This is a genomic window from Pseudomonas sp. BF-R-01 (assembly GCF_019946615.1).
Lineage (GTDB): Bacteria > Pseudomonadota > Gammaproteobacteria > Pseudomonadales > Pseudomonadaceae > Aquipseudomonas > Aquipseudomonas migulae.
In genome coordinates, this window is the sequence record NZ_JAGYFX010000027.1 from 44,735 (window position 1) to 69,413 (window position 24,679).

A 24,679-nucleotide genomic window follows, 5' to 3' on the forward strand; every position below is an offset into this window, starting at 1 on the left:
CTCGACCAGTGTCGTCTGCGTAATCGCTGTCGGGAAGTGTATCTGCCGAAAATCCACTGACGTTAATACCAATCAGTATTCGACTATTTGAAAGTGTTTCGCTGAATCCGCTGCGGCCAGTCGATGGCCTCGGATAGCTCATAAGCGGGCACGCAAGAAGGTGCCTTGGGCTGATCGTCGTGAGAGGAATCAGTGGGTGTGCTCGTCAGTAGCCTTGGAAGGCTCGTCAGAAAAGACGTGCACCGCTGGCAAAAGAGCCAGGTCTGACGCTGTGAAGCAGGTTTGTCTCGGTCGCGTCTGCGGCTTTGACGGTGAAGCATCAAGCGTTGTCCGCAAATGCCATTAGCCCGGCTGAGGGCCGGGCTTGGCAGAAGCTTGCTACGAACGTCTGTGTATTAGTACAGACGAACGGCGCGGCGCTGTTCGCGCTGAACTTTCTTGGCGTGACGCTTAACAGCGGCTGCTGCTTTGCGCTTACGCTCAGAAGTTGGCTTCTCGTAAAATTCGCGGCTACGAACTTCAGCCAGTACACCGGCTTTTTCGCAGGAGCGCTTGAAACGACGCAGAGCTACGTCGAAGGGTTCGTTCTCTTTTACTTTGACGGCTGGCATCCAGAGCTACCTTCATTCATTACCGGGGTCAACATCCTCGCGGCAAAAGAGCACTTGAAGACGTCGGTTTTTAAGGGTTGCGGATGTTAACCCCTCATCGCTCGGAATGCAAAGCCTCTGATCGAAAACCGCTAGTCGGGGCATCACATGGCGACTATTATGCGCGCCTTCGAATTCAGCCTAAACAAGGCGCAAACCCATGCTAGTACTGGGATTAGAAACCTCCTGCGACGAAACCGGTGTCGCATTATATGACAGTGAACGCGGCTTGCTGGCCGACGCGCTGTTTAGCCAGATCGACCTGCATCGCGCCTATGGTGGCGTCGTGCCGGAGCTGGCTTCGCGTGACCACGTCAAACGCATGCTGCCCTTGATTCGTCAGGTGTTGGCCGAGGCGGGCTGCGTGCCCACCGAGATCGACGCGATCGCCTACACCGCGGGTCCGGGGCTGGTCGGGGCGCTGCTGGTCGGTGCTTCCTGCGCTCAGGCGCTGGCCTTTGCCTGGGGTATTCCGGCGCTCGGCGTGCACCACATGGAAGGCCATTTGCTGGCGCCGATGCTGGAGTCGCAACCGCCGGAATTCCCGTTCGTCGCTTTGTTGGTGTCGGGCGGTCATACGCAGCTGGTTCAGGTCGACGGGATCGGTCAATACACGCTCTTGGGTGAAACCCTCGACGATGCTGCCGGTGAAGCCTTCGACAAGACCGCGAAGATGATGGGGCTGAATTATCCGGGCGGTCCGGAAATCGCTCGTCTGGCGGAGCAAGGCGTTGCAGGACGTTTCACTTTTCCGCGTCCGATGTGCGACCGCCCGGGCCTGGCTTTCAGCTTCAGTGGCCTGAAAACCTTCGCCCTCAACACCTGGCAGCAGAGCGTCAGCGCCGGGGACGACAGCGAGCAAGCCCGTTGCGACATCGCGCTGGCGTTCCAGCAGGCCGTGGTGGAGACTTTGACCATCAAGTGCAAGCGCGCCCTGAAACAGGCGGGAATGAAGCGTCTGGTCATCGCAGGGGGCGTCAGCGCCAACAAGGCACTGCGCTCTTCACTGGAAAAAATGCTCGGCGACATGAAGGGCGACGTGTTTTACGCCCGTCCGGAGTTCTGCACCGACAACGGCGCAATGATTGCGTTTGCCGGCTGCCAGCGCTTGCAGGCCGGTCAGCACGAAAGTCTGGCGATCAGCGTGCAGGCACGCTGGCCGATGGAGCAATTGTCGGGGCTGTGATGAGCGGCGCTCACGTCCGGTATTTAAAAATGCCGTTCGCGCCCGGCAAACAGGTCGCGTAGATTGCCTCGATGACGCCAGACGATCATGCCCGTGAGCGCGCTCATGGGCAGCAAGGCCGCCGGTTCCTGCCAGGCCAGCAGCGGCAGGGTCAGCGGTGTGGCGATCAGCGCAGCGAGTGAGCTGGTGCGGGTCAGGTAGAACGTCAGCAGCCAGGCACAGACCGCCAGCAGGGCTGCTGGCGGGTAAAGCCCCAGTAACATGCCGGCAGCAGTGGCGACACCTTTGCCGCCGCGAAAGCGAAAATACAGCGGGAACAGGTGGCCGATGACGGCGCAAACGCCGATCCAGGCCTGTTCTTGCAGCGAAAGACCCGCAACACCGGCGATCAGCACCGGCAGCAGTCCTTTGCAGAGGTCGCCGATCAAGGTCAGGATGGCGAGTTTCTTGCCGGCCAGACGCAACATGTTGGTGGCACCGGCATTGCCCGAGCCACTCATTCGCGGATCGGGGCTACCGGTCAGGCGGCTGAGCAAAATGGCGAAGGACAGAGAGCCGAGCAGGTAGGCGAGAGTCGCCAGTAACCAAAACATGCTAACTATTCCGGGCGAGGACGCCCTGATTCTAACGGCGCATTGCGCCCTTGTCGTGCAGCGGAGAAAAGTGCTTGGACAGAGTGTTTATCGAGGGCCTGGAAGTCGACACCGTGATCGGTGCCTACGACTGGGAGCGAGGCATCCGACAGTGCTTGCGTCTTGATCTGAGCTTCGCCTGGGACAATCGCCCGGCCGCGGCGGGTGATGACCTGACCCTGGCGCTCGATTACGCGAGCGTTTCGTCGCGCATCCAGGCCTTTGCCGAGCAAGCGCAGTTCCAGTTGGTCGAGACCTTTGCCGAACGTCTGGTTGAAGTGCTGATGAGCGAGTTCAGCATTACCTGGATGCGTCTCAAACTGACCAAGCCAGGTGCCGTCCCGGCGGCTACCGGTGGTGTGGGCGTGGAGATCGAGCGCGGATGTCGCTGACTCAGGTGTACCTCGGGCTCGGTAGCAATATCGAGCGCGAAACCCATTTGCAGGCTGGCCTGGAAGCCCTGGCGGGTTTTCTGGTGGATATAAGATGCTCGGCGGTGTTTGAAAGCCAGCCGGTGGGGATCAAGAGCGGGCCGTTCTTCAATTTCGTGGTCTCGGCTTACACCGATTTGCCGCTGATAGAACTGGACCGCCGACTGAAATTCATCGAGGCAGACAACGGCCGCTATGCACCGGACCGCAAGGGTTTGCCACTGGATATCGACGTGCTGTTGTTCGGTGATCTGGTGGGCAACTTCGACGGATTGATTCTGCCGCGCGCAGAGATCCTGAAAAATGCCTTCGTATTGTGGCCGTTGTCGCTCATTGCGCCGGATCGTGTGCATCCGGGTGTAGGCAAAAGCTTTGCGACGTTGTGGGGCGAAGCGCAGATTGATCAGGTGTTGGCGCCGGTGGCGTTTGAATGGCGTGGGGAGCCGTTGACTCCATTGCATCTCCTGTGAGGCTGATGACGCCATCGCGAGCAGGCTCGCTCCCACAAGGGTTGCGCTAAACCTGTGGGAGCGAGCCTGCTCGCGAAGCTTTTCAGGAAGGCGCCGTCTCTTTGTAAATCTTCAGCGCTTTGAGCCGCTCACGCTTGATCGCCTCTCCCAACTCCGGCCCCTTGAATCCCTTCTCCAGCAACGGTTGTACCGCCACGCTGCGAGCAGCGTTCGCCGCCCCGCGCAAATAATCCGCCTGTGGATAACTTCTCTGCTCCAGCCCTTTGCGCCCGCGCGCGTCCATTTCACACGCCGCAATAAACTCCTCAAACCGCTGCGGACGACGATAGACGTCAAAACTTTGCAGCAGCTCCAGCAGCGTCGAGGGCTTTAGCTCCAGGGCGCGATGGCCATGGGTGTGATATTGCCCCACCAGCAAAGCCAGTTCCTGGCAGTCCTTCGGTGCCTTGAAGCGTTCATTGACCGCTTTGATCAGCTTCAGGCCGGTGTGTTCGTGGGCGATATGCCGCGGCCAGTCTTCTTTCGGCGTCAGTCCTTTGCCCAGGTCATGCAGCAGGCAAGCCCAGCGCACAGTCAGTGGTTGTTTGTGCAACGCTGATTGCTCAAGCACGCTCAAGGTGTGTACGCCCGTGTCGATTTCCGGGTGATGAGCTTCCGGTTGCGGTACGCCGAACAGGGCATCGACTTCTGGCATCAGCACCTTGAGAGCGCCGCACTCGCGCAGCACTTCGATAAATACCTGCGGTTGATCTTCCAGCAGTGCGCGGGAAATTTCTTTCCAGCTACGTTCGGCGGTCAATGCCTCCAGTTCGCCCGACTCGCTGAGTTGGCGCATCAGCTCCAGCGTTTCCGGTGCGACGGTGAAGCCCAATTCCGCATAACGAGCGGCAAAGCGCGCAACACGTAGAACACGGAGCGGATCTTCGGCGAATGCGGGGGAAACGTGACGCAGAACGCGAGCTTCGAGATCGCGTTGGCCATGGTACGGGTCGGTCAAATTCTGTTGATCGTCTTCAGCCATGGCGTTGATCGTCAGGTCGCGACGAATCAGGTCTTCTTCGAGGGTGACTTCGGGGCTGGCGTGAAAGGTAAAACCGCCGTAACCGCGTCCGCTTTTGCGTTCAGTCCGGGCGAGGGCATATTCCTCACCACTTTTTGGATGAAGAAACACCGGGAAGTCCGCGCCCACCGGGCGATAGCCCTTGGCGAGCATTTCTTCGGTGGTGGCGCCGACCACGACCCAGTCGATATCGGTGACAGGTTTGCCCAGCAGGCGATCGCGTACCGCACCGCCGACTTTATAAATCCGCATAAAAAACCTCCGTTAGCCCGACAGAATAACCGTTGCGTCGAGCTTGCGGAGGCACGAACAGGATCAAAGATGAATGACGGCTAGGTCCAGCCGGCCGTATTCGCCTTCGCTGTGCTCGCTTCTGGGCGGTACGTGGTGGGTTTTCATCACCTGATCCCCTTGCAGGGTTTCCAGGTGAATGTCGAAGCCCCAGAGGCGGTGCAAGTGTTTAAGCACTTCCTCGGTGGACTCGCCCAGCGGTTTGCGGTCGTGTTGCTGGTGACGCAGGGTCAGGGAGCGGTCTCCGCGGCGGTCGATGCTGTAGATCTGGATGTTGGGTTCGCGATTGCCCAGGTTGTACTGCGCGGCCAGGGTTTCCCGGATGGTGCGGTAGCCATCTTCGTCGTGGATGGCCGGTACCAGCAGGTCGTCCTTCTGATCATCATCGAGAATGCTGAACAATTTCAGGTCGCGGATCACCTTCGGCGACAGGTACTGCAGGATGAAGCTTTCATCCTTGAAGCTGCTCATGGCGAACTTGATGGTGGATAGCCAGTCGGTGCCAGCGATTTCCGGGAACCAGCGATAATCTTCCTCGGTAGGGGTTTCACACATGCGCCGGATATCACGGTACATGGCAAAGCCCAGGGTGTAGGGGTTTATTCCGTTGTAGTACGGGCTGTCGAAGCCCGGCTGGAAGACCACGCTGGTGTGGGACGTCAGGAACTCCATCATGAAGCCGTCGGTGACCAGGCCTTCGTCGTACAGGTCGTTCATCAGGGTGTAATGCCAGAACGTGGCCCAGCCTTCGTTCATCACCTGAGTCTGGCGTTGCGGGTAAAAATACTGGGCGATCTTACGCACGATCCGCACGATCTCCCGCTGCCAGGGCTCCAGCAGCGGCGCGTGTTTTTCGATGAAGTACAGGATGTTTTCCTGCGGTTCGGCGGGGAAGCGTGCGTTGTCCCGGTCGCTGTACTTGTCCGCGCCTTTCGGAATGGTGCGCCACAGATCGTTGATCTGTTTCTGCAAATGCTCCTCCCGGTCCTTTTGCCGACGACGTTCTTCCTCGGCGGAAATCGGGTAAGGGCGTTTGTAGCGGTCAACCCCGTAGTTCATCAGCGCATGGCAGGAGTCCAGCAGGTCCTCGACCGCGTCGATGCCGTGGCGCTCTTCGCACTGCATGATGTACTGCTTGGCGAACACCAGGTAATCGATGATCGAGCTGGCGTCGGTCCAGGTGCGAAACAGGTAGTTGCCTTTGAAGAAGCTGTTGTGCCCGTAGCAGGCGTGAGCCACCACCAGCGCCTGCATGCAGATGGTGTTTTCTTCCATCAGGTAGGCGATGCAGGGGTCCGAGTTGATCACGATTTCGTAGGCCAGTCCCATCTGCCCGCGAGTGTAGGATTTTTCGGTGCTGAGGAAGTGTTTGCCGTACGACCAATGGTGATAACCCAGCGGCATACCGACGGAGGCATACGCGTCCATCATCTGCTCGGCCGTGATCACTTCGATCTGGTTAGGGTAGGTGTCGAGCGCATAACGAGCCGCGATACGACTGATTTCGCGGTCGTAGGCCTGGATCAGCTCGAACGTCCATTCGGAGCCGGTGGAAATGGGTTGGCGCTTCTGCTCTTTGGCGGTCATGTCACTAACCTGCGCTGGAAGAGTTCACGGAAGACCGGATAGATATCCCCGGCCGAGACCAGTTGTTGCTGGGCAAAGGTGTCAGAAAAGGCTTCGGCGATGCGCTCGTACTCGAACCACAGGGCCTGATGTTCGCGCGGGGTGATCTCAACGTAAGTGTAGTACTGCACGAACGGCATGATCTGGTTGATCAGAATGTCGCGGCAGATCGGCGAGTCGTCATTCCAGTTATCGCCGTCGGAAGCCTGGGCGGCGTAGATGTTCCACTCGTTGCTCGGATAGCGTTCGGCCATGATCTCCTGCATCAGTTTCAACGCACTGGAAACGATGGTGCCGCCGGTTTCGCGGGAATAGAAGAATTCTTCCTCATCCACTTCCCGGGCACTGGTGTGGTGGCGGATAAAAACCACGTCAATCTTGTCGTAATTACGTTTGAGGAACAGGTACAGCAGGATAAAGAAACGCTTGGCGATGTCCTTGGTCGCCTGGGTCATGGAGCCGGACACGTCCATCAGGCAGAACATCACCGCCTTCGAACTGGGGTTGGGTTGCTTGACCAGCAGGTTGTACTTGAGGTCGAAGGTGTCGAGGAACGGTATGCGATGAATGCGCGCACTGAGTTTTTCTATTTCCGCCTCGATTTCCTGAATATCGCCGAAGTTGTCCGGTTCTTCCTGCCTGAGTCGCAGCAATTCCTCTTTGGCTTCGCGCAGTTTCGCCCGGCTGCTGCCGGACAGGGCGATTCGTCGGGCGTGGGCCGAGCGCAAGGTGCGGATGATGTTGATCCGCGACGGGTTGCCTTCGTTGCTGATGCCTGCACGAACGGTTTTGAAGGTATCGGTGCCGGTCAGGTTGCGCTTGACCAGATTGGGCAGTTCCAGGTCCTCGAACATGAACTCGAGGAACTCTTCCTGGGTGATCTGGAAGACGAATTCGTCCATGCCTTCACCCGAGTTGCCAGCCTTGCCGGGCCCTCTGCCGCCGCCACCTCCGGGCGGACGGGCGATGTGTTCGCCGCTGGTGAACTCTTTGTTGCCGGGATGCACGACGGTCTGTTTGCCCCCGCGACCGTGGTGAAGCACCGGCTCGTCGATGTCGCGGCCGGGAATGCTGATCTGTTCGCCGTGTTCCATGTCGGTGATGGAGCGCCGGCTGACCGCCTCTTCGACAGCCTTTTTGATGTGATCACGGTAACGCCGCAGAAACCGCTGACGGTTCACCGTGCTCTTGTTCTTGCCATTGAGACGTCGGTCGATCACATAGCTCATGACTGCTCCTTAGAAGCTGTCCTGAAAGGGGCGAGCGGTGATGCAGCATCGGACCGAAGGCCAAGGGATATTCAACGCTCCCCCAAGCGCTTTGGATGCTGCCTGAACTCGCTACCGACTTTCGAACACCTTCCAGAGGCCTGTGTAACAGAAAATGCGTACACAGGCCTCTGGCTGACGACAACCGGTCTGACCGGCAGCGGGTTATTGTGATTTTCTGACCCGCAGGTACCACTCGGACAGCAGTCGTACCTGTTTGTCGGTGTAGCCCCGCTCGACCATCCGTGTGACGAAGTCGTTGTGTTTCTGCTGGTCCTCTTTGCTCGCCTTGGCGTTGAAGCTGATGACGGGCAGGAGGTCCTCGGTGTTGGAGAACATTTTCTTCTCGATGACCACCCGCAGTTTTTCGTAGCTGAGCCAGGTCGGGTTCTTGCCGTTGTTGTTGGCACGGGCGCGCAGCACGAAGTTGACGATTTCGTTGCGGAAATCCTTCGGATTGCTGATACCGGCCGGTTTTTCGATTTTCTCCAGTTCTTCGTTCAGCGCCACGCGATTGAGGATCTCGCCGGTTTCCGGGTCGCGGTATTCCTGGTCCTGGATCCAGAAGTCGGCGTACAGCACGTAGCGATCGAAGATGTTCTGGCCGTACTCGCTGTACGACTCGAGGTAGGCGGTCTGGATTTCCTTGCCGATGAACTCGATGTAACGCGGCGCCAGGTATTCCTTGAGGAAGCGCAAGTAACGTTCGCGGGTTTCAGCCTGGAATTGTTCCTGTTCGATCTGTTGTTCCAGCACGTAGAGCAAATGCACCGGGTTGGCGGCGATTTCGTGCGGATCGAAGTTGAAGACCTTCGACAGAATCTTGAACGCGAAACGGGTCGACAGACCGTTCATGCCTTCGTCGACACCGGCATTGTCGCGGTATTCCTGGATCGACTTGGCCTTCGGATCGGTGTCCTTGAGGTTTTCACCGTCATACACGCGCATTTTGGAGTAGATGTTCGAGTTCTCCGGCTCCTTGAGGCGCGAGAGCACGGTGAACTGGGCGAGCATCTTCAAGGTGTCGGGCGCGCAATGGGCCTTGGCCAGCGAACTGTTGAACAGCAGCTTGTCGTAGATCTTCACTTCGTCGCTGACCCGCAGGCAGTACGGCACTTTGACGATGTAGATCCGGTCGATGAAGGCTTCGTTGTTCTTGTTGTTGCGGAAGGTGTGCCATTCCGATTCGTTGGAGTGGGCCAGCAGGATCCCGGTAAACGGAATCGCCCCCAGACCTTCGGTGCTGTTGTAGTTGCCTTCCTGGGTGGCGGTCAGCAATGGGTGCAGCACCTTGATCGGTGCCTTGAACATTTCGACGAATTCCATCAGGCCCTGGTTGGCCCGGCACAGTGCGCCCGAGTAGCTGTAGGCGTCGGCGTCGTTTTGCGGGAATTCTTCCAGTTTGCGGATATCGACCTTGCCCACCAGTGCCGAGATGTCCTGGTTGTTTTCGTCTCCCGGCTCGGTTTTGGCCACGGCGATCTGGTTGAGGATCGACGGATAGAGCTTCACCACGCGGAACTGGCTGATGTCGCCGCCGAACTCGGCCAGGCGTTTGGTGGCCCATGGCGACATGATGGTGTTGAGGTAGCGCCGCGGAATGCCGAAATCTTCTTCGAGGATCGCGCCATCTTCGGTGGCGTTGAACAGACCCAAAGGAGATTCGAAAACCGGCGAGCCTTTGATCGCGTAGAAAGGCACCTTCTCGATAAGCTGTTTCAGCTTCTCGGCCAGGGACGATTTACCGCCGCCGACGGGGCCGAGCAGATAGAGGATTTGTTTTTTCTCTTCCAGGCCCTGAGCGGCATGGCGGAAATACGAGACGATCTGGTCGATGCATTCTTCCATCCCGTGGAAGTCTTCAAAGGCCGGATAGCGGCGGATCACCTTGTTGGAAAAAATTCGCGAAAGCCTCGAGTTGGTCGAGGTGTCGAGCAGCTCCGGTTCTCCGATGGCCAGCAACAGACGCTCGGCGGCGGAAACGTAGGCGCTGCGGTCCTTTTTGCACAGCTCCAGGTACTCTTGCAGTGAGAGTTCTTCCTGGCGTGTGGACTCGAAGCGTTGTTGGAAGTGGCTAAAGATACTCATGACGTCACCTCGCTCGATACGTGGAGCCGACGCCGGATCAGTCAGTCGATGCTGGCAGCGACCGGATATGCAGTCGCTGTTTACCCCCCAGAACCCTTTCAAAGCGTACCGCCCCGAAAGCTACTCCCGATGACCCGCGCGCCGGTGTACCGGCTCTCCCCTGTTTTGGATGGCCTGCGCTTAAGGATAGTTGCTTATTCGGGAGGTAAAGGCGAGATACGTAATTAGTTGTGGCAGACCGTTCGTCTGCCACCGCGCGAGCCCGCGGCAGCCGGGGCTTGCACGTTACAAAAAAATTATTCGGAAGTGCCTTGCGCGGTTTCCGAAGGATAAGTCGTACGCCACAGCTCAAAACCGCCGTCCATGCTGTAGACATCGGAGAAGCCCTGGCTGATCAGGTAGGCCGCTGCGCCCTGGCTGGAATTGCCGTGATAGCAGACCACCACCGTCGGTGCGTCCAGGTCTGCGCCCTGAATGAAAGCATGCAGGGAATGGTTGTCCAGATGCTTCGAGCCGCTGATGTGCAGCGCGGCAAATGTTGCCGGGTCTCGAACATCGACGACCACTGCGCCTTGTTCGCGCAGGGCCTGGGCCTGTTCTGGGGGGATACGTTTGAATTCGCTCATGGCGGGCTCCTGTGGCTCGGCTGAAAGCGCAGTCTAGCGCCGGGCGCTGGCTGGCGTTTGTTCGGAAATGGGGGAGGCGACTGACGGCAGGAAGGTGTGGCCATGCTCGTCGCATTTGCACTGCAGTCGCTCAAGGGTGTCGACGTTCATCAAGGTCATCGACCCGCCCCAGACGCAACCGGTGTCGAGGGCGAAGATGCCCGGTTCGTTGCACTGGCCTTCGAGCGCTGCCCAGTGGCCGAAGATGATCTTCACGTCCCTGGTCTTGCGCTCCTTGTAAGTGAACCACGGCGCATAACCTGGCGGCGCGGTGTCGACGCCTTCCTTGCCCTTGAGGTCGAGTTTGCCTTCGCTGGTGCAGAAACGCATGCGGGTGAAATAGTTGGTGATCACACGCAGGCGGGTTACGCCTTTGAGATCGCTGTCCCATTTCAGCGGTTCGTTGCCGTACATGCCGTCGAGGTAAGGCGCGAAGCGATTATCGTCGCGCAGGGCCTCTTCGACTTCGGCGGCGCACTTCAGGGCTTTGCGCAGCGACCATTGCGGGGGGATGCCGGCGTGGACCAGGGCGATGTTGCGCTGCTCGTCGTAATGCATGAGCTTTTGCTGGCGCACCCATTCCAGCAGTTCCACACGATCCGGTGCTTCGAGAATCTCGCGCAGGGTGTCGGCTTTCTTCAGGCGTTCGATGTTATGCCCGGCGGCCAGCAGATGAAGATCGTGGTTGCCGAGCACGCACACCAGTGATTCGCGAATGCTATAGAGGAAGCGCAAGGTTTCCAGCGACTGCGGGCCACGGTTGACCAGATCGCCCACCAGCCACAGTTTGTCCCGGGCAGGGTCGAAGGCGACTTGCTTGAGCAGGCATTTCAAAGGTTCGAGGCAACCTTGCAGGTCGCCAACGGCGTACGTCGCCATCAGTGCAGGGCTCCGGGCACCGCCAGGCGGAATGGAGCGATGATGGCGTCGAAGTGTTTGCCGTCTTCGGCAATCATTTGATAGCTGCCTTGCATGTTGCCGACCTTGGTCGTCATCACCGTGCCGCTGCTATAGGTATGGCTCTCGCCTGCCTTGATCAACGGCTGTTGGCCAACCACGCCGGCACCGCGAACCTCCTCGACATGCCCGTCACCATCGGTGATCACCCAGTGCCGAGACAACAGCTTGGCCGGTAATTCGCCATTGTTGTGCACGGTGATGGTGTAAGCGAAGGCAAAGCGGTTTTGCTCGGGTTGCGATTGTTCTGCCAGATAGCGGGTGACGACGCTGACGTCGACCTGATAACGAGGATCGGACATTCAAGAGGCCTTAAAAACGAAGCGGGACGCGGGGCGTAGCTGATGGAACTCAGTCTAGGCCAAGTATCGGGTAGTAAACCAGACATGATGGCTGGTGTCCTACCCGATAACGCTTGTTGCCTGTCAGTCGGCGGCGGGTTTCTGTAGGACTTGTTCGCTGAGTTTGTCGGCCAAGCGTACGAAGGCGGCCAGATCGAGCTGCTCCGGGCGCAGGCTGCCGTCGACACCGGCGGCGGTGATTTCGTCGTTGCTCAGCAGCAACTTGAGGGTGTTGCGCAGGGTCTTGCGGCGCTGGTTGAAGGCTTCGCGCACGACGCGCTCCAGCAAGCGGTGATCCTTGGCCGGGTGCGGCAGTACGGCGTGAGGCACCAGGCGCACGATGGCAGAATCGACTTTCGGCGGCGGGTTGAATGCGCCGGGGCCAACATTGAACAGGTGCTCTACACGACAATGGTACTGGACCATGATCGACAGACGACCCCAGTCACCGCCGCCAGGGCCTGCCGCCAGACGCTCGACCACTTCTTTCTGCAGCATGAAGTGCATGTCGCGAATGATGCCTGCGTTGTGCAGCAGGTGGAAAATCAGCGGCGTGGAGATGTTGTACGGCAGGTTGCCCACCACGCGCAGGCTGTTCGGCGCGGCGTTCAGGCTGTTGAAGTCGAACTTCAGCGCATCGCCCTGGTGCAGGTTGAAATTGCTCTTGCCGGCGAACTGCTGGTTGAGGATCGGGATCAGGTCTTTATCCAGCTCTACTACGTCCAGCTGGGCACCGCTGTTCAGCAGGCCCTGGGTCAGCGCACCCTGGCCCGGACCGATTTCCAGCAGGCGGTCTTCGGGCTTGGCATGGATGGAGCGCAGGATGCGGTCGATAACGCCGGCATCGTGCAGGAAGTTCTGGCCAAAGCGTTTGCGCGCCTTGTGTTGGTAATGCTCGGTCATAAACGGGTCTCGGCCATCTGGTAGGCGGTTTCCAGGGCGACTTGCAGGCTGCCGGTGTCGATTTTGCCGCTGCCGGCCAGGTCCAGGGCAGTGCCGTGGTCGACCGACGTGCGGATGATCGGCAAGCCGAGGGTCACGTTGACTGCTGCGCCGAAGCCTTTGTATTTCAGCACGGGCAAGCCCTGGTCGTGGTACATCGCCAGCACCGCGTCGCAGTGCTCCAGATATTTGGGGGTAAACAGAGTGTCGGCGGGCAGGGGACCGCGAAGGTCCATGCCTTCGCCACGCAGGCGCTCTAATGTAGGTTCGATGATGTCGATTTCTTCATGGCCCAGGTGTCCGCCTTCGCCGGCATGGGGATTGAGCCCGCACACCAGGATACGCGGCTGGGCGATGCCGAATTTTTGTTGCAGGTCGGCATGCAGAATCCGCGTGACCCGCTCCAGACGCTCCGGTGTGATTGCATCGGCAATCTCGCGAAGGGGCAGGTGAGTGGTGACCAGCGCCACGCGCAATCCGCGGGTCGCAAGCATCATCACCACTTGCGCGGTCTGCGTCAGGTCGGCGAGAAATTCTGTATGCCCGGAAAAGGCGATACCCGATTCGTTGATCACGCCCTTGTGCACAGGGGCGGTGATCATGCCGGCGAAGTGCCCGTCCAGGCAGCCCTGACCAGCGCGGGTCAGGGTTTCCAGAACGAAAGCAGCATTGGCTTTGTCGAGTTGACCGGCAGTCACCGGCGCATTGAGCGGCGTATCCCAGACATACAGGCTGTTGGCTGGCGCGGGGACATCCGGCCAGCTGTCCGGGGTTACCGGCAGCAAATCAACGACCTCGCCCAACTGCGCGGCCCGCTCAAGGAGCAGGTCGCGGCTGGTAATGGCAATCAGGGGGTGTGGCTGGGCTTGCGAGGCAACCAGCAGGCACAGGTCAGGACCTATGCCGGCCGGTTCGCCGGGTGTCAGCGCGAAACGTTGGGGTTTCACTGCGCTGCCTGGTCTGCACCAGGGAGTTTGATCTCTACGTACGCTTCGTCACGGATCTGACGCAGCCAGGTTTGCAGCTCTTCGTCGTATTTGCGGTTACGCAGTACGGTCATTGCTTGCTGCTCACGGGCCTGGGTGGTGCTGTCGGTGGCGCGGCGGCCAAGGACTTCCAGGACGTGCCAGCCATATTGGGTCTGGAACGGCTTGGACAGCTGACCTTGCGGGGTATTGGCCATCACTTCGCGGAACTCGGGCACCAATGCATTCGGGTCGATCCAGTTCAGGTCGCCGCCGTTGAGGGCGGAACCCGGGTCTTCCGAGAAGCTTTTCGCCAGTTCGCCGAAATCTTCGCCCGCTTCGATACGGGTGTAGAGCGATTGGGCCAGGGCCTTGGTTTTTGCTTCGTCGCGGATCGGGCTAGGTTTGACCAGGATATGACGCACGTGTACTTCGTCACGGGTCTGGGTCTCGCCGCCACGCTTGTCGAGGATCTTCAGGATGATGAAGCCGCCCGGCGTGCGCATCGGTTGGGTGACATCGCCGACCGACATGGTGCTCAGCATGCGATCGAACGGAGGTGGCAATTGAGCGGCTTTACGCCAGCCCATGTCGCCGCCTTCCAGTGCGGTTTCGCTGGCGGATTTGGCGATTGCCAACTGAGCGAAGTCAGCGCCTTGCTTGAGCTGCTGGTAAACCGCGTCGGCCTGTTTGGCAGCACTCTGAATCGCATCGGAGTTAGCACTTTCCGGTGTAGGAATCAGGATGTTGGCCAGGCGGAACTCTTCGGACAGCTGCATTTTGCCAAGGTCGGAAGCGAGGAAGTTCTTCACTTCCTGCTCGGACACTTGAATGCGCTCAGCCACACGGCGTTGACGCACGCGGCTGATGATCATTTCACGACGAATCTGCTCGCGAGCGTCTTCATAAGACAGGCCATCACGAGTCAGGGCCGCGCGGAATTGATCGATCGACATGTTATTGCGCTGGGCAATGGTGCCGACCGCCTGATTCAGCTCTTCATCGGTGATGCGAATGCCGGAGCGTTCGCCGATCTGCAGTTGCAGGTTTTCGACGATCAGGCGCTCAAGCACCTGCTGATCCAGCACGCTGGCCGGCGGCGCAGCAGAACCGCGTTTGGCGATGGTTTGCTGAACTTCATGAACACGTTGGTCCAGCTGGCTCTGCATGACCACATCGTTGTCGACAATGGCCACCACTTTATCGATGGACTGTACCGCGGCATTCGCCGCAGTACCCAGGAACAGCGCGCCCAGCATCAGCGGGCGCAGACAATCAGAAAGCTTGGTCTTCACGTTCACGATAACCTTGGATGCCTTTGTCGAGGAAGCTCTCTACTTTTTGGCCAACAACGCCGCCGAGACCTTTCAGAACGATTTGGAGGAAGATGCCATGGTCGCCTTTTTCGTTTTGCGGAGCTTCCTGACTGAATTCGTCATAGGAAACCCAGTAACGGTTGATCAGGCGCAGTTTCCAGCAGCAGTTGTCGTACTCGAAACCACCGAAGGCTTCCAGAGTACGGTTCTGGTTGTAGTCATACTGCCAGCGGCTGATGGCGTTCCATTGCGGCACGATCGGCCAGATCACCGAGAAGTCGTGCTGCTGGATCTTGTAGTAGTCCTTCACGTAACCCGGGGTGCCCGGCGTGCCGTAGTCACCACCACCCACCGACCATTGACCGGTGTTCTGGTCGTAACGGACCTGGTCATTGCGATAGCGATAGCCGGCGTTGATGACCTTGTTCGGGTTGTCTTCAGGCTGGTAGTGGAACATCGCACTGCCCGAGCGAGGGCTGTGGCTGTCCGGATCCCAGTTGTAATCGGCAGTCGTGCGCCAATCGCGGTTCCAGCGGTATTCGTATTCCAGCGCATACGGAGAAACGTTGGCCTGCGCATCTTCGCGGGTTTTTGCGTCGATACCCGGCAACTGGACTTCGCGATCCTTGAAGTACAAGGCCTGGCCGACGCTGATGCGTTGACGTTCAAAGCCGTTTTCTTCGATCCAGCGGCTGGTCACGCCCAGCGACAGTTTGTTCTCGTCGCCGACGCGGTCGGAGCCCGAGAAGCGGTTGTCGCGGAACAGCGACGCATAGTTGAAGGTGTACTCGCCGGTGTCGAAAACCGGAATGTCCTTCTGGTCTTCTTCAGGGACATACAGGTAGAACAGGCGCGGTTCCAGGGTCTGGCGATAGTTCTTGCCGAACCAGGTGGTGTTGCGATCGAAATACAGGCCGCTGTCGACGCTGGCGATCGGGACGCCGCGGTTTTGCGAGCTGCTGAAGGACTCGCCAAGCGCCGAAGCGTTATTGCGGTTCGTCAGGAGATCGTTTTTACCGGTGCCATCGAGATCCAGGTCGTACTGGGTGTATTGATATTTGAGCGATGGCTTGACGAAGCCATACGTCCAGTCCAGCGGCAGGCTCACGCCTGGCTTGAGGTTCAGACGATTACCGTTGGCACGAGCCAGGCCCGCTACGTTGGTGTCCAGACGAGGCGACAGGTTGCCGTCTTCATCGGAGAACGAGCCCGTTTGCAGGTCTCGCTCGAATCGCACGATTTCTGTTTCGTAGTCGAAATTCAAACCGTTCGGGTGCGTTGGCAACTGACCGTTGAAGGTGAGCTGTGGCAGGCGGTCGTACGGTGTGATGTTCGATACGGTCGCCAGCTGATAGGCCTGGGCATTGAGGCGTGCAACGTAGCTGTCGCCACGATAGCTGACAGAGCCCTGCTGGTTCACGTAATCGGACGACTTCACGCCAAGCTGGTCGGTCTGCAGATCCTGGAAGTAATACGGATCGCTGATCTTGGTGTAGTCGACCTGCGTGAATACCCGCGAGTCGAGACCGCCCTTGTGCTGCCAGTTGTACATGTAGCGGGTTTTTTCGTAATCCGTTTGAAGCTTGCGATCGTCGTCCTCGTCGTTGAGGTACGCGGCGCCGAACTGACCTTCGGTGGACTTGGTCAGGTAACGGAACTCGCCTTCCATCAACAGGCCGCGCTTGCTCATGTAGCGCGGGTACAACGTGGCATCGTAGTTCGGCGCCAGGTTGAAGTAGTACGGGGTGACCAACAGGAAGCCAGTGTCGCTGCCGCTGCCAATGGTTGGCGGCAGGAAGCCGGACTGACGACGATCATCGATCGGGAAGTAGATGTACGGCGTGTACAGAACCGGAATGTCCTTGACCCGCAGCGTCACGTTGGTCGCGGTACCGAAACCGGTCGCCGGGTTCAAGGTGATGTTGTTGCCCTTGAGCTGCCAGGCGTTGCTGTTCGGTTCGCACGTGGTGTACGTACCATCCTTGAGGCGGATGATCGCGTTTTCGGCACGCTTGGCATACAGCGCGTTACCGCGGATACGGGATTTGTGCATCACGTATTCGGCGTTGTCGACCTTGGCTTCGCCGGTGTCGAGCTGCACTTCGGCGTGGTCGCCGACGATCAGCGCGCCGTTGTCGCGAATGCGCACGTTGCCGTCCAGCTCGCCACGGCTCTCGGCCTGGTAGAGGTTCGCTTCGTCGGCTTCGGCCTGCATGCTGCCCTGACGCAGGACCACGTCACCGGCCAGGGTAGCGATCTGTTCATCCTGCTTGTAGCGAGAAGCCTTGGCACCGACAAACGTCGGGGCGTCACTTTTATTCGTCTTGTCATTCATGCCAGGACGAATTGGTTCGATATAGGAACCAGAGCAGTAAGGACCGGTTTCGGCCAATTGCGCTGCAGTGAGATTCTCGCGCGGAACCCAGTCGAGGTGACTGTAGTCTGCGCTACGGGACTTGAGGGCGCGGCCTTTGGATTCGGTGACCAGCACAGGCTTGGTGCCGGTGTCTTCACTGGCGCCGCTCTCGGTAGGTGCTTCACCGGTTGCGGAGACTGCGCTGCCCTCATGGATGGGACGCGGTGGCAATGCAGCCGCCGACGTCTTGGGCGCACAGTTCCAGGCACCCGAAGCAGAGACTGAGCAGTCATACTGTTCCGCGGCGACCACGAACGAAGTGGCTAGAGGTTGCAGGGCCAGCAGACTGCCAGTGACCAACAACGGAAATTTTTTACGAAACGCGGGGGATTTCAATGCCATCTTATTAGTCCGGGCTTCCTGCGTGCCATCTGCCCGCGGTGTGGGCCGCACGCCTCTCGATGGTCTGAAAAAGATGCTGGATAATAAAGCATGACCCGCTTGACGGCTAGCGCCGTCGGAGACCCTTGCAATGCCTGACCAAGATGTACGTTTGCAACACCTGAAAGTTTGGCTCGATGAGCAGTTGGCGACCCTCTTTGCAGAGCAGAGTTGGGGCGCCGTACCCCCGGCCACGTTGACCGCGGCCAGCAGTGATGCGAGTTTTCGGCGCTATTTCCGTTGGGAAGGCGGCGGCAAAAGTTTCGTCGTAATGGACGCGCCGCCGCCCCAGGAAAACTGCAAACCCTTCGTGGATATCGCTTTTTTGCTGGCGAAATCCGGAATAAATGTGCCGAAAATTTATGCCGAAGACCTCGAGCGCGGTTTTCTTTTGCTCAATGACCTGGGCAACAAGACCTATCTGGACGTTATCGACAGCGAAAATGCCGACGATTTGTTCAAGGATGCCTTGCAGGCTCTGTTGGCTTTTCAGCAGTTGCCGATGGTTGCTCCGCTGCCGAGTTATGACGTGGCGCTGTTGCGTCGCGAGCTGGAATTGTTCCCCGAGTGGTTTGTGAAGCGTGAGTTGGGCATCGAGTTCGACCCTGCGCAGCAAATGCTCTGGCAGAACGTGTCGCAGCTGCTGATCGACAGCGCCCTGGCGCAACCGAAAGTCCTGGTGCATCGCGACTACATGCCGCGCAACTTGATGCTCAGCGAGCCGAATCCCGGCGTGCTGGATTTCCAGGATGCGGTCTATGGCCCGGTGACCTATGACGTGACCTGCCTGTTCAAGGACGCGTTCCTGAGCTGGCCCGAGGAGCGAGTGCACGGTTGGCTGCAAGATTACTGGCAGCAAGCGGGTGCCCTCGGCATTCCCGTCCAGCCAGACTTCGAAGACTTCTTGCGCGCCAGCGACCTGATGGGCGTGCAGCGTCACCTGAAAGTCATTGGTATCTTCGCCCGCATCTGCCATCGCGATGGCAAGCCGCGTTACCTCGCCGACGTGCCGCGCTTCTTTGCTTATATAGAAGCAGTGGTCGCCCGCCGTCCTGAACTGGCGGAACTGGATGTGTTGCTGCTGAGTCTGCGTGCTGGAGTGAATGCATGAAGGCAATGATTCTGGCTGCGGGTAAAGGCGAGCGCATGCGCCCGCTGACCCTGACCACGCCAAAACCGCTGGTCCGCGCTGGCGGGGTGCCGCTGATCGAGTATCACCTGCGCGCGCTGGCCGCTGCCGGGTTTACCGAAATCGTGATCAACCATGCCTGGCTGGGACAGCAGATCGAAGACTATCTGGGCGATGGCTCGCGTTATGGCGTGAGTATCCAGTACTCGCCCGAAGGTGAACCGCTGGAGACCGGTGGCGGGATTTTCCGTGCATTGCCATTGTTGGGTGATGAGGCGTTTGTGGTGGTCAACGGTGATATCTGGACCGACTATGACTTCAGCGTCTTGCATCAACCCATCAGCGGCCTGGCGCATCTGGTGTTGGCGGATAACCCGAGCCACCACCCGGCAGGCGATTTCACGCTGGTCGACGGGCGAGTGCACGACGGCCAGGCAGATTCGCCGACCCTGACTTACAGCGGCATTGCAGTGTTGCATCCGCAGCTGTTCGACGGGCACACCGCCGGGGCGTTCAAGCTTGCACCGCTGCTGCGCACGGCCATGGCCGATGGGCAAGTCTCGGGTGAGCGGCTGAGCGGACGGTGGGTGGATGTCGGAACTCACGAGCGTCTGGCGGAAGTTGAAACTCTGATTGAAGCGAGTCGCTGAGATGCTGTGGCCAGGGACTCTGATTGGAGCCGGAGCGGGCTTTGCCATTGCCAGCATTCCGGGGGCCTTGCTCGGCGCTTTATTGGGGCAGGCGCTGGATCGGCACCTGCAATTGCATTCGTGGGGACATTTGCGTGAAAAGCTCGGTGGCAGGCCGGTGCTGCGCAACGATGAGCTGCTGTTCGTATTGCTGGGACGGCTGGCCAAATGCGATGGGCGAGTGGTAGACGGACATATCCAGCAGGCGCGCCTGGAAATGCAGGCACTGGACATGTCCGAGTCGGCCAAGCGTCGGGCGATTGCCGCGTTCAACCGCGGCAAGTCGGGCCGTGACCGGTTGCGCGGTTATCTGCGACGCTTGAGTGAGCAACCCCATGCGGCGGAAGGCGTATTGCGCGCCTGTTGGCGAATGGTCTGGGCCGATGGTCGTGCCGGGCATGCCGAGCGCGAACTGATTCGCCAATGGGGTAAATGGCTGGGCTGGACGTCGTATCAGGTGCAGGCACTGGCGTCTGACTATGAGCCGCACAAGCAATCGTCGGCCGGCACTGCCATCACTTATCAGGAAGCGTTGTCGCTGTTGGGTGTGTCCGCCACCACCGAACCGGCGCAGATCAAACGCGCCTATCGGCGCCTGCTGAGTCGTCATCATCCGGACAAAATTGCCGGCAGCGGTGCGACGGCGTTGCAGGTGCGCGAGGCAACGGACAAGACGCGCGAATTGCATAACGCCTATACGTTGATTCGTCAGCGGCGGGATTTCAAGTGATGCGTCGTCAGTGATGACGCCTTCGCGGGCAAGCCTCGCTCCTACAGGTTTATGTCGATCACAAAAATTGCATACGACATAAACCTGTAGGAGCGAGGCTTGCCCGCGAAGGGCGCGACTCGGTCTATCAGTCCGCCGCAGCCTGAGGATTCAACCAGCCCCGCACCCGGCGAACCAACTGCTCTTGCTCTGCTTTCGAGTCACCCGGCAACGCCTTGAGCGATACCTGACTGAACGCCGAACCTTTCAAGCGCTTGCTGGCCTGCAAGCGTTCCAGAGCCGCATTGCGGTCCAGCGGCTTGTCCTTATAGAAGATGTCGGCGGTGGGCAGTTTTAGTGTCGGCGTCAGCTCAGCCAAGCCAGGTTTCGCTGCCACGGGCGTCTGCGCAGCGACCATCGCGAACTTCTCGACTTGCGAGGGCTGCCTCTCGCTCAGATAACGCGCGGCCCAGTAAGCGCCGGTGCCGTGACCCAGCACCACGATGCTGCGAGCGCTCTGCTGTTCGGCGTAGGCAACAGCCGCATCGATGCGTGCAAAAATTCGTTCGGCGTCGGCTTTGACCTGTTCGTCGCTGGTTTCAGCAATGGCCTTGTCGGCCACCTCCGCTTCACCGCCCGCCGCCTGTTCGATGGGCGCCGCCGTGGTCGAGTCCTTGCTGGCGGCATCAGGTGCTTTGGGCGGTGGCGTTACTTCAACAATACGTGGCGCAATGGCATCGCTTTGCACGTCTGGCAAGGTGATACTCAGGCTGCTCCACTCGGCGTCCGGCAATTGGCGCCGCAACGGACCGATTGCCTGCGGCCAGTCAACGGTTTCGCCAGCGCCCGGGATGATAATCACCGCACCCTTGGGGTCAGCGGTATTGGCCGGCTTCCACAAGGCCAGAAACGTGTCGCTGCCGGCCTGGAGTTGTTGCTGTTCCTGAACGGGGATTTTTCGCTCAAGTGCTGCCGCTTCTTCCTGACTACGCTCAAGCAGCGGCTGACGTTCAACCGGTTTTTCGTCTGCGGGTTTTTCCGCGGCGGCCGGTGCCGGGTCTGCGGCCTCGACGGAAAAGGCGCAAGGCAGGATCAGCGACAGGCACAATGCTGGCAGTGCCAGGCGGTAGACAGGGGGCATCGGATATTCCAGGCCAGAAGTGGTTCCGGCAGCCTAATGGGTTGGTCAGTATTTGTCAGTGTGTGAGACTTCAATGATGCGTTTTTGCTGTCTGTGGGTTATCGGCTGTTTGTGGTTTCCCTTGATGGGCTGGGCGGCGCCTGCGCCACCGGCGCACACCGCGCAGTTGTCTGCGAGCCAGCAACAATGGCTCGCGCAACATGATGAGTTGCGCGTCGGACTGGTGTTACAAGTGCCCTATGCGCAATACGATCGCCGTTTACAGCGGCTGTCCGGGGTTAACGTCGAGCTGATGAAGTGGGTGGCAAAAGCGCTCAAGGTCGAGCTGAGCTGGCGTAACTATCCCGACCTTGCGCAACTGGAAGCCGCCGCGCGCGAAGGTGAAATCGACATCGCCCCTGGGTTGGCGCAAACCCCCGGCGGGCTGCGCCTGTGGCAGTTTTCCGATCCATACATGCGGGTGCCGCAACTGGTGGTCAGCGACCAGAAGGGCGCCGGCGTGGTCGAGCTGGAAAAACTCGACAGCCAGACCCGCGTCGCCGTACGCATGCCCAGCGCCACCGCCGATTACCTGCGCAGCAATTACCCGCACCTGAATCTCCAGGGCGTGCCGATCGAGCGTCAGGCACTGCAACTGTTGTTGAGTCAGCAGGCCAGTTATGCCGTGGTCGACGAAGCGCAATTCGGGCGTTTGTCTGTCGAACCGGAGTTTGCCGGCTTGGTGGTGGTCGGTGATATTGGCCTGCCGCAACTGCTGCGCGTGGCTACACGGCGGGACTGGCCGGAACTCGCCGGCATCATCGAAAGCGCGCTGCGGGCGATCCCCGCCAAGGACCTGGAACAACTGCACAACCAATGGCTGCAAGCCAAATACCCGCGACTGACCGAGTCGCCGGGTTTCTGGCAGAACCTCTGCCTGCTGTTGGCGGTGTTGATGCTGAGCTGCATGGCGATCGTGGTCTGGCAACGTCGGCAGCAACACAGTCTTGAGCAACGGTTGTTGGTGGCTCGGGAAGACATTGCCTTGCGTGCCGCCAGCGAAGAAGCGCTGCGCCTCACCCAGTTTTCTATCGACCAGAGCACCGTCGGCATTCTCTGGGTCAACTGGGACAGCCATGTGCGCTACGCCAACCGCGCCGCGGAAACCATGCTCGGCTATCCGTCGGGTGGCATCATCGATCGGCCGTTGATCGACTTTGAACCGGGTCTGCACATGGACCGCTGGCTGAACCTGTGGAAACGCGCCCGCGCCAGCGAAGAAGGGCCGCTCAGCTTTGAAACCAATTGCCTACGAGCCGATGGCAGCATTCTGCCGACGGATGTGTCGTTGAGCTTCCTGCGTTTTCGCGATGGCGAATACCTGGTGGTCTACCTCAACGACGTCACCGAGCGTCGTCGTGCGCTGGCCGCGTTGCAGGAAAGCGAGGCGCGTCTGCAAGGGATCGCTGCCAACGTACCGGGATTGGTCTTTCGCCTGGAGCGGGCACCGATGACAGGGCAGATCGACTTTGCCTACATCAGTGAGGGCAGCGAGAGCCTGGTCGGTTACTCGCCGGCGACCCTGGCCCACCGCGACAAAGGCCTGCGCAGCCTGGTGCATCCGGACGACAAGGCCAGTTACCACCAGACGCAGGATCATGCGCTGGACACTGACAGTGACTGGTCGTGGCAAGGGCGGATTCTCACGCGCCAGGGCGATCAGCGTTGGGCCGAGATCAAGGCCATCACGCGTCGCCTCGATGACGGCACCTATGTCTGGGACGGCATCGTCTGGGACATCAGCGAGAGCAAGCGCATCGAGCTGGAACTGGCCAGCTCCCGTGAGCAATTGCGTGAATTGTCCGCACACCTGGAGAGCGTGCGAGAAGAGGAAAAGGCGCGCATCGCCAGGGAAGTTCACGACGAGTTGGGTCAGATGTTGACCGTGCTGAAACTGGAAACGTCCATGTGCGAACTGGCCTACGCCCAGCTCGACCCAGGTCTGAATGAACGTTTGAACAGCATGAAGCGCTTGATCGCTCAGTTGTTCCAACTGGTGCGCGATGTGGCCACGGCACTGCGGCCACCGATTCTCGATGCCGGGATTGCTTCGGCCATCGAATGGCAGGCCCGGCGTTTCGAGGCGCGCACGCAGATTCCGTGTCTGGTGCAAGTACCGGAGAACTTGCCGGTGCTCAGCGATGCCAAGGCGATCGGCTTGTTCCGGATCCTTCAGGAAGCGCTGACCAATGTCATGCGGCATGCCCAGGCGCATACTGTTGAACTGACATTGACGCTTGAGGGCGACGAGTTGTGTCTGACTGTCAGCGATGATGGCGTAGGATTTGTCGCCGCTACTGGCCGGCCAACATCCTTCGGGGTTGTGGGCATGCGCGAGCGGGTGTTGATCATGGGCGGGGAGCTGTCGCTTGAAAGTGAGCCGGGGGAGGGCACGACGTTGAGTGTGCGCGTACCTTTGGATGAGGCCTGAAGAATTTGTGTTGATGGTACTTACGCCTTCGCGAGCAAGCCCGCTCCCACATTTGATCCCTGTGTGCCAGCGATTTGCTCATTTACACAAATCCAATGTGGGAGCGGGCTTGCTCGCGAATGATCTTGAATCTGGAGAAGACCGTGATCCGTGTACTGGTAGCCGAAGACCACACCATCGTTCGCGAAGGCATTAAACAACTGATCGGCCTGGCCAAGGACTTGCTGGTGGTGGGCGAGGCGAGCAATGGCGAGCAGTTGCTCGAAACCTTGCGTCATGTGCCTTGCGAAGTGGTGTTGCTGGACATCTCGATGCCGGGCGTCAATGGCCTGGAAGCGATTCCGCGGATTCGCGCACTGAACAATCCACCGGCGATCCTGGTGTTGTCGATGCACGACGAAGCGCAAATGGCTGCCCGGGCGTTGAAGGTCGGCGCGGCGGGTTACGCGACCAAGGACAGCGACCCGGCGCTGCTGCTGACGGCGATCCGCAAGGTCGCGGCGGGCGGTCGATACATCGACCCGGACCTGGCCGACCGCATGGTTTTCGAAGTCGGCCTGACCGATTCGCGGCCGCTGCATTCGTTGCTCTCGGAGCGCGAATTCTCGGTGTTCGAACGCCTGGCCCAGGGCGCCAACGTCAACGACATCGCCCAGCAACTGGCCCTGAGCAGCAAAACCATCAGCACCCACAAGGCGCGGCTGATGCAGAAACTCAACATCACATCCCTGGCTGAACTGGTGAAGTACGCCATGGAACACAAACTGCTCTAACACGATTCACCACGGATCCTGTAGGAGCGAGGCTTGCCCGCGAAGCTTTTAGCGTCAGTAAGATCGCCTTCGCGGGCAAGCCT

At 59.4% G+C, this 24,679-nt stretch carries 22 protein-coding genes; 8 read left to right on the forward strand and 14 right to left on the reverse strand.

The window, feature by feature from the left end; all coding sequences use genetic code 11:
* Positions 1-395: 395 nt before the first annotated feature.
* Entirely contained in the window at positions 396-611 is a 216-nt protein-coding gene (rpsU, locus tag KGB27_RS12760) for a 30S ribosomal protein S21 (RefSeq protein WP_002551877.1), read from the reverse strand.
* Positions 612-810: 199 nt separating this feature from the next.
* Between rpsU and tsaD the strand changes: the two genes are divergently transcribed.
* The gene (gene tsaD, locus KGB27_RS12765) at positions 811-1,836 is read left to right on the forward strand and encodes a tRNA (adenosine(37)-N6)-threonylcarbamoyltransferase complex transferase subunit TsaD (protein ID WP_008027039.1); all 1,026 of its coding nucleotides are present in this window, start codon (positions 811-813) and stop codon (positions 1,834-1,836) included.
* 23 nt (positions 1,837-1,859) lie between these two features.
* On the opposite strand, the gene plsY is transcribed toward tsaD, so the two are convergent.
* Positions 1,860-2,429 carry a glycerol-3-phosphate 1-O-acyltransferase PlsY gene (plsY, locus tag KGB27_RS12770; RefSeq protein ID WP_008035949.1) on the reverse strand — a complete coding sequence of 190 codons (570 nt, stop codon included), beginning with the start codon at positions 2,427-2,429 and terminating at the stop codon, positions 1,860-1,862.
* Between the two features lie 74 nt (positions 2,430-2,503).
* Here plsY and folB point away from each other — a divergent pair, with 74 nt between their 5' ends.
* Positions 2,504-2,860 carry a dihydroneopterin aldolase gene (gene folB, locus KGB27_RS12775; RefSeq protein ID WP_223554731.1) on the forward strand — a complete coding sequence of 119 codons (357 nt, stop codon included), beginning with the start codon at positions 2,504-2,506 and terminating at the stop codon, positions 2,858-2,860.
* Entirely contained in the window at positions 2,851-3,369 is a 519-nt protein-coding gene (gene folK / locus KGB27_RS12780; RefSeq protein WP_207284808.1) for a 2-amino-4-hydroxy-6-hydroxymethyldihydropteridine diphosphokinase, read from the forward strand. Before folB ends, folK begins: the two co-directional genes overlap by 10 nt.
* Positions 3,370-3,451: 82 nt before the next feature.
* On the opposite strand, the gene KGB27_RS12785 is transcribed toward folK, so the two are convergent.
* The 11 genes from KGB27_RS12785 to KGB27_RS12835 all read right to left on the reverse strand — a co-directional run bounded on the left by KGB27_RS12785 (position 3,452) and on the right by KGB27_RS12835 (position 17,646).
* On the reverse strand, positions 3,452-4,681 hold the full coding sequence (locus tag KGB27_RS12785) for a multifunctional CCA addition/repair protein (RefSeq protein ID WP_008027047.1): 1,230 nt from the start codon (positions 4,679-4,681) through the stop codon (positions 3,452-3,454).
* Between the two features lie 63 nt (positions 4,682-4,744).
* Positions 4,745-6,307: a SpoVR family protein gene (locus KGB27_RS12790; RefSeq protein ID WP_008027050.1), complete on the reverse strand. Its 1,563-nt coding sequence runs from the start codon at positions 6,305-6,307 to the stop codon at positions 4,745-4,747.
* Positions 6,304-7,575, reverse strand: a complete 1,272-nt coding sequence (locus tag KGB27_RS12795; RefSeq protein WP_008035961.1) for a YeaH/YhbH family protein — start codon at positions 7,573-7,575, stop codon at positions 6,304-6,306. Before KGB27_RS12795 ends, KGB27_RS12790 begins: the two co-directional genes overlap by 4 nt.
* 204 nt (positions 7,576-7,779) lie before the next feature.
* The gene (locus tag KGB27_RS12800) at positions 7,780-9,702 is read right to left on the reverse strand and encodes a PrkA family serine protein kinase (protein ID WP_008027052.1); all 1,923 of its coding nucleotides are present in this window, start codon (positions 9,700-9,702) and stop codon (positions 7,780-7,782) included.
* A gap of 296 nt (positions 9,703-9,998) precedes the next feature.
* The gene (glpE, locus tag KGB27_RS12805) at positions 9,999-10,328 is read right to left on the reverse strand and encodes a thiosulfate sulfurtransferase GlpE (RefSeq protein WP_008027054.1); all 330 of its coding nucleotides are present in this window, start codon (positions 10,326-10,328) and stop codon (positions 9,999-10,001) included.
* A 33-nt stretch (positions 10,329-10,361) separates the two neighbouring features.
* Entirely contained in the window at positions 10,362-11,246 is an 885-nt protein-coding gene (locus KGB27_RS12810) for a symmetrical bis(5'-nucleosyl)-tetraphosphatase (protein WP_008027057.1), read from the reverse strand.
* On the reverse strand, positions 11,246-11,626 hold the full coding sequence (gene apaG, locus KGB27_RS12815) for a Co2+/Mg2+ efflux protein ApaG (protein WP_008027059.1): 381 nt from the start codon (positions 11,624-11,626) through the stop codon (positions 11,246-11,248). The genes KGB27_RS12810 and apaG overlap by 1 nt, the downstream gene beginning before the upstream one ends.
* 123 nt (positions 11,627-11,749) lie before the next feature.
* Positions 11,750-12,568: a 16S rRNA (adenine(1518)-N(6)/adenine(1519)-N(6))-dimethyltransferase RsmA gene (rsmA, locus tag KGB27_RS12820; protein WP_008027060.1), complete on the reverse strand. Its 819-nt coding sequence runs from the start codon at positions 12,566-12,568 to the stop codon at positions 11,750-11,752.
* On the reverse strand, positions 12,565-13,554 hold the full coding sequence (pdxA, locus tag KGB27_RS12825) for a 4-hydroxythreonine-4-phosphate dehydrogenase PdxA (protein WP_223554733.1): 990 nt from the start codon (positions 13,552-13,554) through the stop codon (positions 12,565-12,567). The genes rsmA and pdxA overlap by 4 nt, the downstream gene beginning before the upstream one ends.
* On the reverse strand, positions 13,551-14,867 hold the full coding sequence (surA, locus tag KGB27_RS12830; RefSeq protein ID WP_223436287.1) for a peptidylprolyl isomerase SurA: 1,317 nt from the start codon (positions 14,865-14,867) through the stop codon (positions 13,551-13,553). Before surA ends, pdxA begins: the two co-directional genes overlap by 4 nt.
* Positions 14,848-17,646, reverse strand: coding sequence for an LPS-assembly protein LptD (locus KGB27_RS12835; RefSeq protein WP_223436289.1), 2,799 nt, complete (start codon positions 17,644-17,646; stop codon positions 14,848-14,850). The genes surA and KGB27_RS12835 overlap by 20 nt, the downstream gene beginning before the upstream one ends.
* Before the next feature lie 130 nt (positions 17,647-17,776).
* On the opposite strand from KGB27_RS12835, the gene KGB27_RS12840 reads away from it, so the two are divergent.
* The 3 genes from KGB27_RS12840 to KGB27_RS12850 are packed head-to-tail and all read left to right on the forward strand — an operon-like array spanning position 17,777 to position 20,233.
* Complete coding sequence (locus tag KGB27_RS12840; protein ID WP_223554735.1) at positions 17,777-18,796, forward strand: aminoglycoside phosphotransferase family protein; 1,020 nt, start codon at positions 17,777-17,779, stop codon at positions 18,794-18,796.
* A complete protein-coding gene (gene murU / locus KGB27_RS12845; protein WP_192229283.1) occupies positions 18,793-19,464 on the forward strand; it encodes an N-acetylmuramate alpha-1-phosphate uridylyltransferase MurU in 672 nt (223 codons plus the stop codon). The genes KGB27_RS12840 and murU overlap by 4 nt, the downstream gene beginning before the upstream one ends.
* Before the next feature lies 1 nt (position 19,465).
* The gene (locus KGB27_RS12850; protein WP_008035968.1) at positions 19,466-20,233 is read left to right on the forward strand and encodes a TerB family tellurite resistance protein; all 768 of its coding nucleotides are present in this window, start codon (positions 19,466-19,468) and stop codon (positions 20,231-20,233) included.
* 127 nt (positions 20,234-20,360) lie between these two features.
* On the opposite strand, the gene KGB27_RS12855 is transcribed toward KGB27_RS12850, so the two are convergent.
* Positions 20,361-21,353: an alpha/beta hydrolase family protein gene (locus KGB27_RS12855; protein WP_223554738.1), complete on the reverse strand. Its 993-nt coding sequence runs from the start codon at positions 21,351-21,353 to the stop codon at positions 20,361-20,363.
* Positions 21,354-21,426: 73 nt separating this feature from the next.
* On the opposite strand from KGB27_RS12855, the gene KGB27_RS12860 reads away from it, so the two are divergent.
* Positions 21,427-23,823 (forward strand): PAS domain S-box protein, encoded by a 2,397-nt coding sequence (locus KGB27_RS12860; protein ID WP_223554740.1) that lies wholly within the window; start codon positions 21,427-21,429, stop codon positions 23,821-23,823.
* Between the two features lie 119 nt (positions 23,824-23,942).
* Positions 23,943-24,596 (forward strand): response regulator transcription factor, encoded by a 654-nt coding sequence (locus KGB27_RS12865; protein WP_223554742.1) that lies wholly within the window; start codon positions 23,943-23,945, stop codon positions 24,594-24,596.
* Positions 24,597-24,679 lie beyond the last annotated feature (83 nt).